Raw genomic sequence first — 15,366 nt, 5'->3', positions numbered from 1 at the left:
CCATTCTGCTACGATGAGTTTTTCAGCTAGATTGATTTGATGCGGGTTTGGATCCTCACAACACTCCTCGATGGTACCTCAATTCTGAATTGCCCCGTGGCCAGCGTTCGCTCAACGCCATTCACGACGCACAGCGAATTATCAACGCGGGATTGAGTCGTCTCTTGTGACTCGACGAAAACCGTGGCGACAGACATCAACAACATTTTCAATCTGGTTGAGATCGCAGTTTGGAGATCGGCGAGACGGCCAGTCCAATCGATGAATGACCGGCCTGGACTCAAGAAATCAATCCTTCTCATTTGCTCACGGGCAACGCAAGACGCGGGAATCGTAGCGTGTGGAAGCAGTTGGCGAATCAGTGGGCACTGATCACCGGAGCCTCAGCGGGCTTGGGTGCTGAATTCGCACGCCAACTCGCCTCTCGCGGCATGCATCTGGTGTTGACCGCACGTCGACGCGAATTGATGGAAGAGCTCGCTCTAGAACTTCATACCAAGCACGGGACGCGCTGTGAGATCATCGTTGCGGATCTCTCCGATCCGTCGCAGCCCCAGCGAATTTTGAACGAGCTGGATGCCAAGGGAATCACGATTGAACTGCTGGTGAACAACGCGGGCTTTGGAGTTGTTGGCGAAGTGCAACAGGCCGACATCGATCGATTGCTCGAAATGATTCGTCTGAATATCGCGGCGATGACCGAACTGACTTACCGCCTACTCCCCGGAATGATCGCCCGGGGGCATGGTTCGATTCTGAATGTCTCGTCGTTGTCGGCCTTCCAGCCAGTGGCTTACATGGGCGTTTACGCGGCGAGTAAGGCGTTCGTGCTGCACTTGAGCGAGGCCTTGCACTGTGAATTGAAAGACCGCGGAGTCACTGTGACAGCGGTTTGCCCAGGGGTCACGCGAACCAGCTTCTTTGATATCGCAGGCGCTCCGGGGTGGGTGCAGAAGCACTCGTCACTTTCGGTCGAGACGGTCGTCAAAAAGGGGCTCAAGGCCCTGGTGCGACATCGACAGTGCGTGATTCCCGGCTGGCGCAACTTTTTACTGACGTTACTCGTGCGAATCGCGTCGCGACGGCGGGTTGTGATAGAATCGACGCGGTTCTTTCGCCCACGTTCTAAACCGAAAGCCAAGCCGTCCTGACGGGGTGCTTCTGGCAGAATCCTCCGTGGCATCGACATCCCCTCTGAATTCAGAAATCAGCATCGGTTACGAACATGCCGGATCGAATTGAGACCTATGAACAGGCCATTGAGTTCCTGTTTGGGCGGATCAATTACGAACGGATTCAGGCCGAGGCTTATTCCACCAGCGATTTCAAGCTGGACCGCATGCGCCGTCTGCTCGAGTTGATGGGGAACCCGCATGAGCGCATTCCCGCGATTCACGTCGCCGGCACAAAAGGCAAAGGGTCGACGTGCTCGATGCTGTCCTCGATTCTGGCTGCATCGGGATATCGTTGTGGATTGTACATTTCGCCGCATATCACCGCATTCGAAGAGCGATTTACGATCAATGGAGTGATGCCGACGCAGTCTGAGTTCATCGGATTGGTCAATCGTCTGCTGCCAATGATTACCCAGATGGACAACATGCCTGGGCGGATGCAACCAACTTATTTTGAGTTGGCAACGGCGCTGGCCTGGCTTCATTTTCTGGAGCAGAACGTCGATATCGCGGTCTTGGAAGTAGGGCTCGGCGGGCGGCTCGATTCGACCAACTTGTGTAAGCCTCTGGTCACCGTGATCACCAACGTCAGCCGTGACCACACACACGTGCTGGGTAGCACTGTCCATCAGATTGCGTATGAAAAGGCCGGAATCGTCAAATCAGGCATTCCGACGATTTCTGGAGTCACTCACCCCGACGCGCTGGCCATGGTTGAGGAGACCTGCCGTGAGCGGGGTTCCCCACTGAAGTTGCTGGGCCGAGATTTTCGGCTTGTGGATCGCCATCTGGATGAGCATGAACAGGTACAGATCGACGTCACAACATCTACATCGAACTGGCAACAGATGCCCGTGGCTTTGCGCGGGCCGCACCAGGCCGTGAATGCAACGCTGGCACTCGCCGTGGTGGATGAGCTGCGGCAGTTGAACTGGGACCTGTCCGATGACGATGTCCGGCAAGGACTACTAAGCGTAAGCTGGCCGGCGCGTGTGGAAGTGATCGCAAGACGTCCGACCGTGATCGTTGATGCCGCGCACAACTGGGAATCGGCCCGGGCACTCGTGGCGTCACTCAACGAGTCCACCAAACTTCGCAAGCGAATCCTCGTCTTCGCTGCGACGAAAGATAAAGACGTCGCTGGTATCCTGCGCCAACTGTTACCCCACTTCGATACGCTCGTTTTGACGCGATATCTGGACAATCCGCGCGGGGTATCGCTCGAGGAACTGAGCAGGCTTGTCAATGCTCTGACCGTTCGGCCCGCGCATCTCGCCAAAGATCCGCTTGCCGCCTGGACACTGGCCAAACGTTTGGCGACGCAGGACGATGTAATCGTGATTACCGGTTCATTTTTTCTCGTCGCAGAACTGCGATCGACAATCGCAGAGGAATGCCGCGCGACGCTGAATTGAGAGATCGCCGCCCCCTCTTCGATCCATCAAGCAATCTCGCTGGATGACGCGTGAGCGAACCGATGCAAGTTGTGATATTCGCCCGCGAACTCCGGGACGTTCACGACTTCGAAGTCGCCTGTTCTGCTGCGAGTTCCGCCATCCGCTGAGCCGGTACGACAAGCCGATCCCAGTTTTTCAGCATATAGTCCGGTGGTCCACCCTTGTCGGCGACGACCTGAGCAACTTGGATTGTGGGAATCATCTCGATCGCATCCCACGGACAGACCGTCAATTCGTACGGATCGGTTTTCTTCGTTGGGATATGGACGCAGACTTCGCAGCCCACACATCGCTCGACATCGATTTCGCACCACGACTGCAAGACCGAGATGGAATCGCCAGGGACTTTGTAAATGCAGTCAACCGGGCAGACTTCCAGGCACGCCTCACAGCCAGTGCAGTTGTCGGCATTGATGACGGCAACTTCTTTAGGAAGCTTTTTTCGCGAACCAGCTTTGGCCATGAATCACTTACCTCGCAACGAGTATCCAGCAATTGAACGCGACTGGAATTCAGAATTCGATCAGATGATTCAGACAGAAAAGGCGTCGACCTGACCCGATCAGAAACTTCAGGGATTCGCAGGCCGTCCGCGCAGTCCTCACCGGATACATCAAGTATAGCGTTTGAACGCCCCCCCGCGAGGTGAAGCCACGAAGATTCCCGACTTTGAAAATCGCAGGACCGCATTTTCGCCGGCACGCCAACTCAGGATTCCCACGAAATTTCGAGCGGGCAGGTCGAATACGCGGCGAATGTCTTGCTAAGTTTCTTTGCTGCTGTGCGGGGCGTGCTGCACTCCAAGTCAGAGTGACGATCGAAATTGGGGCGCACGTGAAATTCGAAGCCAGGCGATACTCCGCGCATGGGCTTTGGGATGATAGACTGTTTTTGGCGACGAATTTGTTGTTCGATCCTAACGGGACATACCTGCCGACAACTGCCTCGCTGTTCGACCTTCGACTCGCGATGGGCTCATGCTTTCACGCCTGTCTTTACTGCCGTTCGTTTGGAACTGGCTGCGAGTTCTCTCTTGAAAGTTGACCCGATGTCACGAATCCGCCGACAGAAACAACAAGCCGCAAACCCGACTTCAACGATCACCGAACCGAAACCGACCACGGCGGGATTTGGCCTTCGGGGGGTTGGATTGATCGCACTGGGGGCCATCGCATTCGCCGGGGCGTACGCCGTCACGGCCTACGAACAGAAAACGGAGTCCAAACAACAACCCGCAGCGCGAAAGGCCGCGGCGTTAAAAGGCTCGTCCGAAAACGTCGCCGCATCCGTTGAAGCCCCGATCACTGAAGCCCCGACCTCGGCCCCGGAAGGCATGGTTTGGATTCCACCGGGTGAGTTCACGATGGGAACATCAGGCCCCTCGGCCTTGCCGAACGAACGACCTGCTCATCAAGTACATCTGAACGGTTATTGGATCGATGCTCACGAAGTTACCAACGCCGAGTTTCAAAAATTCGTCGATGCAACGGGATATGTCACGACGGCGGAAGTGAAGCCTGATTGGGAAGAATTGAAAAAGACCGTGCCCCCCGGGACTCCCAAACCGCCCGATGACGTGCTGGTCCCTGGTTCACTCGTTTTCACGGCGCCGCCAACTCCTGTACCCACAAACGATGTTTCGAAGTGGTGGACGTGGATCCCTGGAGCCTGTTGGAAACATCCCGAAGGCCCCAAGTCATCGATTGATAACCGGTCCGAACATCCCGTTGTCCACATTTCGTGGGACGATGCGAATGCCTATGCAAAATGGGCCGGCAAGCGTTTACCCACCGAAGCAGAATGGGAGTGTGCTTCACGCGGCGGGCTGGTGGGGAAGCGGTTCACCTGGGGAGACGAACCTCCCAAGGAATCGAGCAAGCTTAGCAATATCTGGCAGGGCGTGTTCCCGAATCAGAACGATCAGTTGGACGGTTGGGAACGAACGGCGCCGGTCAAATCATACCCTCCCAATGGGTACGGCCTATATGACATGAGCGGCAATGTGTGGGAATGGTGCTCGGACTGGTACCGCGCCGATGCGTATGCTCAACGCATGGCGGAAAAGGTCGTCGAGAACCCGCCAGGTCCTGCCGACAGTTGGGACCCCGGCGAGCCTGATGCCGCAAAACGCGTGATCCGTGGCGGTTCGTTCCTTTGCCACATCACCTATTGCGAAAGCTACCGCACGGCAGCTCGACGCGGCACGACTCCTGACACGGGGATGTCGCACCTGGGGTTTCGCTGTGTCGTTCCGGACAAGAAGCCGCAATGAACTCCGCACCACACGTTGCAGGGCGACCGCAAAGTTGCATTGCGACTATAAAAACAGTGCACAGTTACCACAAATCGTGAAGGATTCGTGAGAGTTCGTCGTCGGCGACATCACGAGGATTGCCACTCATGCTATTGCCGCGCGAACCCGTCACGAGCGCCGGAATTTGCTCTTCCAAAACACCGACATCGCGCAATCGAACGGGAATGCCGACCTCGAGACAAAGACCTTCGATCCTGCGAATGAACCCTTCGGCCAGTTCTGGATTTGTGAGCGGTCGTGATTCGAACAGGCTTTCGAGTTCAGCCAGCTCGACCTCTCGGGCTTGCTGGTTCACTCGCAGTGCTGTCGGTAGCAGCATCGCACAGGCCTGGCCATGAGGTACCTGACAATGGACTCCCAACGCCGCGGCAACCCCGTGTGCCAGACCAAGCCCCGAATTGGCAAGTGCCAAGCCTGATAGCATCGCCGCATGCGCCATCGCTTCACGACTTTCTCGATTTGCCCCATCACGGACAGCGACGGGTAACGCCGGCAGCGCCAACTTCAGTCCACGAAGTGCCATCGCTTGCGGAATCGGCGCAGCGCGTCGGGAGATGAAACTTTCGATCAGTTGCGTGATGGCATCCATCCCGGTGAAGGCCGTTGTGTGGGACGGCAGGCTGACCGTGAGTTCCGGATCAACCAGAACGATCTTGGGAATCATCCAATCGCTACGCAGACTTTTCTTGAACGGCGCGTCGTATGACGAAATCACGGCGTTCTTGGTGCATTCGGCACCGGTTCCCGCCGTTGTCGGAACGGCGATCATCGGGAGCGGACGGTGGGTGATCTGGAGTCCTTTGCCGACGCCTTCGAGAAACTCCACCACCGAGTGACCATGGCGGTTCTGCACGAGTGCCGCAGCGGCTTTCGCGAGATCGATTGTCGAACCGCCGCCAACTGCAACAATCACGTCGGTCGCGCAGGGTTCCGACATCACCAGTTCGGACACCAACCGATCGACGTCAGCCACCTCGGGTTCGCGTGAAGCGGCCGAAAAGCGATGGACACGCAGTCCCTGCTCTTCCAGCGACGCGGCTGCAGACTCGATGACGCCGCATATCTCGAGCGTTCGGCTGCCTGAAATCAGGAAGGCACGCGTCCCAACCGTCGCGGCAAGCTTGCCCAGTTCAGAACGGCGTCCCCATCCGAACACAATCTGCATCGGTGACCAAAAATCGTACTTCATAGTCATTGTAGAATAGCCTGGATCCAATCAATCTTCATCTGTGTTGCGATCGAGACTGGAAGAAGGCTTGCCGCGAGTTCTTGTTGGAACGACAGCGAAAGATTTCTTGCGAATGGCGAGTTCCCTCTGGACGGTATCGGGATCGCCTGCCAAATTATGGCAGTGAGCCGTCGAAGACGAACGAGACGGGTCCGCGGGACTTCCCTCACCGGACTATGGCAGTTGCACCGCCATTTCGCTCATTCGCCAATCCAAAGCTCGCCCGGAATCCCATTGATTTGTTCCTGTTCTGCCGAGTCGAATTCATGCTCACAAACACAAGTTCGGCATTGCGACCCGTTTCTCGACGGCTGAGATGGGTGGTGGGCGTGCTTTTGCTTTTCGGCGGCGCGATCGGACTTCGAGCATTCGCTCAAAACAAACGCACCGCGAAAATTGACACGTGGGGCTTTCAAGTCATCGCCAGCTATCCACATGATCCGGTGGCGTTCACACAGGGGCTTGTTTTTAAGAACAATCAGTTGTTTGAGGGAACCGGCAAACTGGGTGAATCGTCCCTGCGGCGTGTCGATCTGGCGACGGGCGCAGTCGAGAAAATCGCCCCGCTGAACCATCATTACTTTGGTGAGGGAATCACGATTCTCGACAATCGGATCTATCAACTGACTTGGCAAAATCGACTGGGGATTGTGTATGACCTGACGAGTTTCCAAGTCGAGAAGACTTTTCAATTCACGGGCGAGGGCTGGGGACTGACAAACGATGGCAAGTACCTGATCATGAGTGATGGGTCGTCGACAATTCGCTTCCTCGATCCCAAGACATTCACGGTCGTGAGACGCATCACCGTCCGCGGCCATCAGGGCAAAGTCGAGAGACTGAACGAATTGGAATTCGTGAAGAACGAAATCTGGGCCAACGTGTGGTATCAAGACACCATTGTGCGAATTTCTCCTGAGACTGGAGAAGTACTGGGGTGGGTGGATCTCAGCAATCTGTATCCTCGGACGCAGCGACGCAGCAACGAAGATGTACTGAACGGTATCGCGTACGACCCGGACAGCGATCGTCTGCTGGTGACCGGAAAAAACTGGCCGCATCTGTTCGAGATCAAAGTGGGCCCGAAATAGGCGAGAGATGATCGTGCCCTGAACGGGACGTGCGTTCAGTCTGCTTAAATCGAAATTGTCAATTCGAGTGCGGTCTCGCCAGCGCTTCGCCGAACTCGGATAAAATCACCTTCAGCCAGAGTTCCATTCCCGATCACGCGCCGTATCCTGTTTCGAAAACGACATTCGAGGGGGATGCGGTGACCGACGCGAATGAGGACGTCTTGCGAGTTCCAACCAAGCCACAGAATCGTCGACATTTCGTGATGTTGTGGCTGGCTGCCATGGCCGCAATCGCCTACCTGTGCCGCACCAGTATTTCCGTTGTCGAGAAATCGATTCGCGCCGATTTGGGGCTATCCGAAAGTGCGATGGGCATGATTCTAGGCCCCGCCTTTTTCTGGACCTATGCCTTAGCACAGATTCCCGCGGGATACGCTGGCGGCCGAGTTGGCGCGCGAATCAGTCTGCCCTGTTTTGCGTGCCTCTGGTCCCTCGCAACGGCGGTGTTCGGAATCTTTCATTGGTTTCCGCTTCTGATGCTGAACTGGATGCTGGTTGGCCTTGCACAGGCAGGCGCCATTCCCGTGGCCGCGAAAACGATCGCCGACTGGCACCCAAAGGCAGAACGTGCCTTCGCCAGCGGTACGTTTGTGGCAGCCATGTCGTTTGGTGCCGCTGGCGGGGCCGCGTTGACGGGCTGGCTCGTCAGTTGGATGAACTGGAAATCCGTGTTCATCCTGTATGCCATTCCCGGGATCGTGTGGGCAATCGGTTTTGCCTGGTGGTTCCGGAATCGCCCCGAAGAACATCCGCGGATCACAAGCGAAGAACTGGATTTGATTCGCGAGAGAACCTCGACTCCAACGATCGTCATAAGTGCGTCTGCGCTGTCTGCGACCAAAGAATCAAAGATGCCCGCGGCGCTTGAGGAATCCGAGCGAACCCCATGGCTTCTGCTGGTCACCAGCCCCGCGGTCTGGTTGATCTGTGGGCAGCAGTACTGTCGGGCCGCTGGCCTGGTCTTCTTCGCCAGTTGGTTCGCGACGTTCTTACAAGAATCTCGGCAGATCACCGTCACGAAATCCGGCATGCTGTCTGTTTTACCGCATCTGGCAACTGCCATGGCCTGCCTGATTGGGGGACGAGTGGCAGACGAAGTCTTTCGCCGTACCAACAACCTGGTTTGGTCCCGCAAAGGGCTGGCGGTGGTCAGTTTGATTCTCAGCACCGTGTTCTTGTTCGCCGCCTACTTCGTCAACGACGCAACACTTGCGGTGACCGTGATCAGTCTTGGCGTCTTCTGTGCAGGACTCGCGGGGCCGAGTGCTTACGCGGTCACCATGGACCTTGGAGGCAAACACGTTGCCTCGCTCTTTGCGACCATGAACATGATCGGTAACCTTGGCGCGGGAATGCTGCCCTTGATGGTGCCGCTGCTGCGGCGGGTGATCGCCAGTAACTCGACACTTCTGGGCCTGTTTGGGGGAGACAGTTGGAATGCCGTCATCCTGTTTATTGCGTTGCTGCATCTGGTTGCCGCCCTGTGTTGGTACCGCCTTCGCATGACCGGGACGGTCTTCGAACAATCATGGCTGGCCAAAGGCAGTGCATCCGCGTAGCTATCGGTTGAAATTGCGGTGACGGACTCGTATCAACCACATCCACACCAACTTGTTCGACTTGCGCTTGCTTGTACTAACTCTGTTTCAATCGGCGATTACGCTCTTTTGATCGATCCCTGAAAGACTTCTTATGACGAGCCAGAAAACTCCAGAAAGCCGTTGTCTTGTCGGCGTCTCGCAGTGCGACATCACGCCGCCCGTCGGCATCTATCATCGAATGTGGGGGGCCGCGACACATGAACGCTCGACCGGCGTTCACCGGCCACTGATGGCTACGGTGCTGTTGATGCAGGCCGATTCAAAACAGGCAAGCGACTCTAGAATCATTATTGCGTTGGACCATTGCCTGTTCTGGACCGAAGAAATGAATCGGTTTTTGGACGTTGTCAGTACGAAAGCCAAAGTCTCGCGCGATGCGATTGTCGTGTTCTTCTCACATACACATGGCGCGGGGCTGATGGGCCTTGAACGTCGTTCTTTTCCCGGCGGGGAATTGATCGAGCCGTACCTGGACGAGCTTGCGATTAAGGTCATCAATCTGATCGCCGACTGTCAAGAACGCTTGACGCCCGCCACCATCGTCTACGGCAGTGGTCGGTGCAGCATGGCCAAACATCGTGATTTCTTTGACACGAAGAATGGTCATTACGTCTGTGGATTCAACCCCGATGGCTCAACAGACGAAACCGTACTGGTCGGCCGAGTTGTCAGCGAAGCGGGTGCTCCTCTGGCAACGATTGTGAATTATGCCTGTCACCCAACCACGCTTGCCTGGGACAACACGCTGATTAGCCCAGACTACATTGGGGCGATGCGCGAACTGGTCGAAGACGAAACGGGTGTCCCTGTTGTTTTCATTCAGGGAGCGTCAGGTGATGTTGGGCCACGCGAAGGATTCGTCGGGGATCTCAAAGTCGCCGACCGAAACGGTCGCCAACTGGGTTACGCGGTCCTGTCCACATTGGAATCATTGCCCCCCGCCGGGCAGGAATTCGAATATCAGGGGCCGGTCGTCTCAGGGGCCACGATTGGGACATGGGCCTATCGTACGGAAACGCCCGTCCGGCGAAATGAGGAATCCCAATGGACCGCGTCTTGCCCGCACGTTTCCCTGAAGTATCGCGACGATCTGCCGGTGCTGGCAGAACTCAAAGCGGAGAAAGCCCAGTGGGAAGCCGAGAAACAACAAGCAATTGCCGCGCATGACGATGACCGTAGTCGCCGCGCCCATGCCATGATCGAACGTTCGACTCGACGAATGACGCGGGTCGAGTTCTTGCCGCCGGGCGAGAGCTTCCCGTATCCCATCCGGATGTGGCGCAATGGAGACGCCGTCTGGATTGCACTCGATGGCGAGCACTACAACATTCTGCAGCGGACACTGCGTGAACGATTCCCCAATGCACCGCTTGTGATCGGGACACTCGCGAACGGCTCCAATGTCTGGTATCTGCCAGATGCCGACAGCTATGGACTGGGGCTTTATCAGGAAGAAGTCTCGGTTCTCGCCAAAGGATCACTCGAGGCAGTGATCGACGCCACCATCATCGCCGTCCAGCAACTGCTCGCCGATAAGTGATGACGCTGTCGATCGTTGATTGTAGGCCTAGATCCTCGCCTCGACCTGGTCTCTGCGAGGCGAGGATCAACGACGAGCCGTTCGAGAAGATGCGATCGACTCGAAGCGTTGCGGATGCTTGCAACGTTGCTGCCGGAGTTGCGCGGATTCATCCGACATTGAGTCATGCAACCCGGCATCGCGCACGTGGGCTATCGCAGCACGCTTGCCGACAGCGAATCCGTTGGGACCAACGCCAGCCGTTGCAGACCATCACTTCGACGGTCGTGAACCTTTGACTGAGGCCCGATGGGCCGGCCGGGAAGTGGAGTCCGACGCGACGGAACGAACTTTCCCGGAGCCCCATTCGCATCGTCCCCAACGCCTGACTCCTCGGGTTGATCAATTACGGAATCGCTGGGAAGTTGAGGCGGGATCGGAATCGAGATTGACCAGGTGTCATCTTCTGTCGGAAGCGTCCGAGGCGTTTCCAGGCTTGGAGGACTCACGTCGAGTGGCAGTTCTGCAGGGAGGGTCGGCAGCGGGGCCACCGGCGCTTCCAATTCCAATGGTCCCTGTTCGGGAACACTTCGAAGCTGTGGCGTGTTGCGCGACTTCACCACCTGGGGTGTCGCTGTGATTTCCGTCCGAGAAGGAATTCGAAGCGTCATTCCCAACTTCACGTCATTGGGGTCGGTCAATTGGTCAAGATTCGCTTCAAACAGTTCCGGAAATCGACTGGAGCTTCCCAGTGTTTTCGCGGCAATTGAAGAAAGCGTTTCGCCTTTTTGGACGACATGGGTACGAGTCTCGCCCCCCGGTCCCGCACCTGCCGACCCGCGACTTGTACCGTGCAATTCCGACGTGATTTGTTCGGATGCGGGACGAAGTTCGTTGGGAACCGTGATGGGCGCAAATTCAACGACTTCCTCACCGATTGTCGCCTTGGGCCGAAGCTGGCGGTCATGTGAGTGCGTGGAACTTGAATTATTGTCGCCGCCGGAATTCAGCGGGCTCCAATAGCTGGCACTGTCGGGTGATTGATCGCCGGAGTGACTGGGGTCGGCCGCACGCTGACGGCGGCGATCCGAGGCTTCGACAGCTTCGATCCCTTTGAGATAGGGCCGAGTAGTTCGTTCCGCAATCCGCTCGTCGAGTTCTTCGGCGTGCTGCAGCCGAAGTGCAGGTGGAACGGTTCGCGTTTCGTTTCGGAAGAAGAACGCCGCGCAGGCGCCGACGAGAAGCACTCCCAGTGCTAATCCGATTCGTTGATCTTGGTGCATTATGACCTCCTGAACCAATTGTCGATGCCGTGCGAAACGCGATCGAACCGATCAGAAACACGTCTTGGTGTGTTGCCGAGCGGATCGATGAGCCGCATCACGGTTTCGCCCTGCATTAAAGGCCGCACAGAGCATCGTCACAGATTAAAGATGGATCACTCCGGTCGATCGTGCGACAAGAACTTGTTGAAAAATGGCCTCTAATCGCGATCCCGCCGTTTTTATGACCAGATTGCCGACGATTGCGATTTCGCCGGTTGTGATGAGAGCGAGGATCGCATCGATTATCGCGGCGTCCAAAAACTCGCATTCTGCTACAACACATTTCTCATAAGAACGTTGCGGCAAGATCCTGTGTCACGTGGGGCACCGACGTCTCCGCTCGTCGGCTGCGACGAACTCGCGATTCATCTGCTCCCCAATGCCGGTTACGAACTTGGCGTCTCATCCCGACATCACATCAGTGAAATGCCACTCTTCCTCGTGAAGTTTTTGGTTTTAAGACTGGTGGCCGCAGAATCAGGTCGATAGAATCTAAGAGACAACTTGAGACTGAGTCTCAATGCGCGGATTACTGATTTCGTTCTCACCCGAAGGCGGACCGCATGGCGAGTGCAATTTCACAGACCCTACCACTTGAAGTGATGCAGGTGGGAGAGCGTGGCGTCGTAGCGGATGTTTTCGGCCAGCCTGAGCTGGTCGTGCGTCTGGCCGAAATGGGCCTGCATCCAGGTGTGTGCGTTCGCATGGTGCGCCCCGGCTCCCCCTCAATCGTGGAAATCAATCACCAGCGGTTTTCGATCCGATTCGAAGAGGCTGCAACCGTCCTCGTGGATGTTTCCCCATGACATTGAATGAGTTGCGAGTCGGACAGCAAGCGACGATTGTCGATGTGGTCGGTACTGATGGAATCTCGAGTCGGCTAATGGAAATGGGCCTGACGGATGGTGAGACGATCACCCTTGTTGGATTCGCTCCTTTGGGTGATCCGATCGAATTCCTGATTCGCGGCTATCGATTGTCACTTCGGAAAGCGGAAGCCAGCCGAGTGCTCATTACCTGCGACGGCCACATTCCTGTGCCGCCTCAATCCAGTTAACACCCCTCGCGGGATCGCTTGGGATCGACAAAACGACTGTGAGGAACGCTGAATTCGGGCGTCCGAGTTTCGGAATCTGCGAATCAGTCTCATTCTCTCCGCTGAATAGCCCCCTCTGCTCCAACTGGCCCTCCCTCCTCGCATGAGCATACCGGACACTCCCACCGCCCAAATTCCTCTCCGTCGAACGTTAGCCGACGGCTCACGACTTCCGGAGCGAACGGTCGCTGTGATCGGGAACCCCAACACGGGCAAAAGCACGCTTTTCACCGCGTTAACGGGTGTTCATACACGGATTGGGAATTACCCCGGCGTCACCGTCGAGAAGAAGTTGGGCTGGTTCGAGTTTGAAAATCAGCCCATTCGGCTCGTCGATTTGCCCGGAACATACAGTCTGTCCCCGCGCACAATTGATGAACTGGTCAGTGTCGAAGTCTTGCTTGGACGCCAGGCGGATCTCGGAACGATCGACGCCGTCGTCTGCATCGCGGACGCGTCCAATCTCGAACGAAATCTCTATTTGGTCAGCCAGGTGCTCGACCTCGGTTTGCCGACCGTGCTCGTCCTGAACATGTGGGATGTTGCACAAAGTCGAGGCGTTCAGATTGACATCGACGAGCTTTCGAAACGGCTGGGCGTGACCGTTGTGGCCTGTGAAGCACACCGTCGTCGTCAGATCGAACAAGTCCGATCGGCCATTGTACACGCGTCGCATTTGCCACGCGTTTCGCGTGCGGATCTTTTCCCCCCCGAATTTCGCAACGAAATCGCGCGCCTTCGAACGGATTTGCAGCAAGCCACCAAGCGAGAGTACCCAGAGTACCTCCTTGAACGAATGTTGCTGGATATTGGCGGCCAGTTAGAAGTGGAACTTACGAAGCAGGACTCCACGAACCTGACCGCTTCGCTGATTCAGGCACGCGAACGACTGAACGCCGCGGGGTGCCGCATTCCCAGTATTGAAGCGAAAGTTCGGTATGGCTGGGTGCGACAGCTCTTGAGCGGAGTCATGACGTCCCCCGCAGTCCGACCGATCACCTGGACCGACACACTGGATCGTTGGTTGACGCATAAAGTCTGGGGATTGATCGCGTTCGGACTGGTCATGTTTGGCGTGTTCCAACTGATTTCCTCAGTTGCGGAACCGCTGATGCAACTCTGTGAACTCGGCCAGCAATCCGTGGGAGGAGCGATCGGATCATTGCTTCCCGTGGGACCGCTGCGAAGTCTGATTGTGGACGGCGTTATCGCGGGTGTCGGTGGGATTCTGGTTTTTTTGCCGCAGATCTGCCTGTTGTTTCTGGCGATTGCGATACTGGAGGATTGTGGCTATCTCGCTCGTGCGGCGTTCCTGATGGACAAACTGATGACCAAAGTCGGACTGAGCGGCAAATCGTTCGTCCCGCTGATGTCGTCGTTCGCATGTGCCATTCCGGGCATTATGGCAACACGAACCATTGAGAACCGACGCGATCGCATGGTGACGATCCTGATCGCGCCACTTATGAGTTGTTCGGCGCGAGCGCCCGTCTACTGGCTGATGGTGGCGGCGTTTTTTCCGAAGATTTCGTGGGCGGGCGGATGGATCACTCTTCATGGCGTGATGCTGTTTGTCATGACATTCTTCGGTGCCTTCGTCGCGATCCCGATGGCTTGGCTGCTGAAAAAGACGTTGTTCCGCGGCGAGACACCACCATTCGTCATGGAGCTTCCATCCTACAAAGTTCCTTCTCCGCGGATCGTACTGCATCGTGTCTATGATCGGGCGAGTGCGTTCGTGATGCGGGCCGGCACATTGATTCTGGCCACGTCAATCTTGATTTGGCTTGCCAGCTATCTGCCTGCCAGCCACGCGAAAGAAGAAGCGGTCATCGCCCAGATTCAAGACGTCGAATCACAACTTGAATCCGAAGTTCGCCAGGAGACGCTGTTGCGTGAAGAGCGAAATTCGCTCGGCGAGGATGATTCGGAAAATGCCACTACAAAGCGGGCTGAAATTGACACTCGATTGGCATTGTTGGAAGAGAAGTTGCAACCACTGCATGCACTTCAAGACGAGCGCAACAAACTCTCAGAGCAGATTTTGGCCGACAGTTACTTGGGACGATTCGGAAAAATGATCGAACCGGCCGTCATCCCCTTGGGCTGGGACTGGCGCATCGGCGTGGGAGTGCTTGCCTCGTTCCCTGCCCGCGAAGTGATCGTTTCCACGCTCGGCACAATTTACAGTCTGGGTGGCGACGTCAATGAACAGAGTTCGGGACTGCAATCGGCGCTGCAAGAGGCTCGGTGGCCCGATGGCCGGCCGGTCTACTCGATCCCGGTGGCCATGTCGATCATGGTGTTCTTCGCGTTGTGTGCACAATGTGCATCAACGCTCATGGTGATTCGCCGCGAGACAAATCACTGGGGCTGGGCTCTGTTCACGTTCACCTACATGACGTCACTGGCATATGCCGGGGCCTGGATTGCCTACCGTGTGACCGCCCTGTTGATTTCGTGAACCACACGAGCGATGGGCGGTAATGCTTTCGGCATCGCCACGTCGTTAAGTTTC

Annotated in this window: 12 protein-coding genes; 9 read left to right on the top strand and 3 right to left on the bottom strand. The window is 56.4% G+C overall.

The features are described from left to right. The first annotated feature begins 338 nt into the window (after nucleotides 1-338). Nucleotides 339-1,151 (top strand): SDR family NAD(P)-dependent oxidoreductase, encoded by an 813-nt coding sequence (locus OSO_RS0102035; RefSeq protein WP_010581903.1) that lies wholly within the window; start codon nucleotides 339-341, stop codon nucleotides 1,149-1,151. A 74-nt stretch (nucleotides 1,152-1,225) separates the two neighbouring features. Beyond that, nucleotides 1,226-2,590 carry a bifunctional folylpolyglutamate synthase/dihydrofolate synthase gene (locus OSO_RS0102030; RefSeq protein WP_010581902.1) on the top strand — a complete coding sequence of 455 codons (1,365 nt, stop codon included), beginning with the start codon at nucleotides 1,226-1,228 and terminating at the stop codon, nucleotides 2,588-2,590. Nucleotides 2,591-2,690: 100 nt separating this feature from the next. Here the strand turns inward: OSO_RS0102030 and OSO_RS0102025 are convergent, their stop codons facing one another. Next, on the bottom strand, nucleotides 2,691-3,095 hold the full coding sequence (locus OSO_RS0102025) for a ferredoxin family protein (RefSeq protein WP_010581901.1): 405 nt from the start codon (nucleotides 3,093-3,095) through the stop codon (nucleotides 2,691-2,693). Nucleotides 3,096-3,680: 585 nt separating this feature from the next. Here OSO_RS0102025 and OSO_RS41790 point away from each other — a divergent pair. Continuing rightward, nucleotides 3,681-4,904, top strand: coding sequence for a formylglycine-generating enzyme family protein (locus OSO_RS41790; protein ID WP_010581900.1), 1,224 nt, complete (start codon nucleotides 3,681-3,683; stop codon nucleotides 4,902-4,904). Nucleotides 4,905-4,968: 64 nt separating this feature from the next. Here OSO_RS41790 and OSO_RS0102005 read toward each other — a convergent pair whose 3' ends face one another. Further along, a complete protein-coding gene (locus OSO_RS0102005) occupies nucleotides 4,969-6,141 on the bottom strand; it encodes an iron-containing alcohol dehydrogenase (protein WP_237729243.1) in 1,173 nt (390 codons plus the stop codon). Between the two features lie 299 nt (nucleotides 6,142-6,440). On the opposite strand from OSO_RS0102005, the gene OSO_RS0102000 reads away from it, so the two are divergent. The 3 genes from OSO_RS0102000 to OSO_RS0101990 all read left to right on the top strand — a co-directional run bounded on the left by OSO_RS0102000 (nucleotide 6,441) and on the right by OSO_RS0101990 (nucleotide 10,448). Further along, the gene (locus OSO_RS0102000; RefSeq protein WP_040591808.1) at nucleotides 6,441-7,265 is read left to right on the top strand and encodes a glutaminyl-peptide cyclotransferase; all 825 of its coding nucleotides are present in this window, start codon (nucleotides 6,441-6,443) and stop codon (nucleotides 7,263-7,265) included. A gap of 179 nt (nucleotides 7,266-7,444) precedes the next feature. Continuing rightward, a complete protein-coding gene (locus OSO_RS41785) occupies nucleotides 7,445-8,866 on the top strand; it encodes an MFS transporter (protein WP_157604948.1) in 1,422 nt (473 codons plus the stop codon). Nucleotides 8,867-8,999: 133 nt separating this feature from the next. Continuing rightward, nucleotides 9,000-10,448 carry a neutral/alkaline non-lysosomal ceramidase N-terminal domain-containing protein gene (locus tag OSO_RS0101990; RefSeq protein WP_010581896.1) on the top strand — a complete coding sequence of 483 codons (1,449 nt, stop codon included), beginning with the start codon at nucleotides 9,000-9,002 and terminating at the stop codon, nucleotides 10,446-10,448. Between the two features lie 191 nt (nucleotides 10,449-10,639). Here OSO_RS0101990 and OSO_RS41780 read toward each other — a convergent pair whose 3' ends face one another. Further along, the gene (locus OSO_RS41780) at nucleotides 10,640-11,710 is read right to left on the bottom strand and encodes a LysM peptidoglycan-binding domain-containing protein (RefSeq protein WP_010581895.1); all 1,071 of its coding nucleotides are present in this window, start codon (nucleotides 11,708-11,710) and stop codon (nucleotides 10,640-10,642) included. Nucleotides 11,711-12,315: 605 nt separating this feature from the next. Between OSO_RS41780 and OSO_RS41775 the strand changes: the two genes are divergently transcribed. The 3 genes from OSO_RS41775 (at nucleotide 12,316) to feoB (ending at nucleotide 15,312) form a co-directional block, all read left to right on the top strand. After that, entirely contained in the window at nucleotides 12,316-12,558 is a 243-nt protein-coding gene (locus OSO_RS41775; RefSeq protein ID WP_010581894.1) for a FeoA family protein, read from the top strand. Continuing rightward, a complete protein-coding gene (locus OSO_RS0101965) occupies nucleotides 12,555-12,809 on the top strand; it encodes a FeoA family protein (RefSeq protein WP_010581893.1) in 255 nt (84 codons plus the stop codon). The genes OSO_RS41775 and OSO_RS0101965 overlap by 4 nt, the downstream gene beginning before the upstream one ends. Before the next feature lie 229 nt (nucleotides 12,810-13,038). Then, nucleotides 13,039-15,312, top strand: coding sequence for a ferrous iron transport protein B (gene feoB / locus OSO_RS0101960; RefSeq protein WP_010581892.1), 2,274 nt, complete (start codon nucleotides 13,039-13,041; stop codon nucleotides 15,310-15,312). The last annotated feature ends 54 nt before the right edge of the window (nucleotides 15,313-15,366 follow it).

This window comes from Schlesneria paludicola DSM 18645, assembly GCF_000255655.1.
Lineage (GTDB): Bacteria > Planctomycetota > Planctomycetia > Planctomycetales > Planctomycetaceae > Schlesneria > Schlesneria paludicola.
Note: the sequence above shows the minus strand (reverse complement) of the source record. Positions and strands in the feature narration are given on the sequence as shown.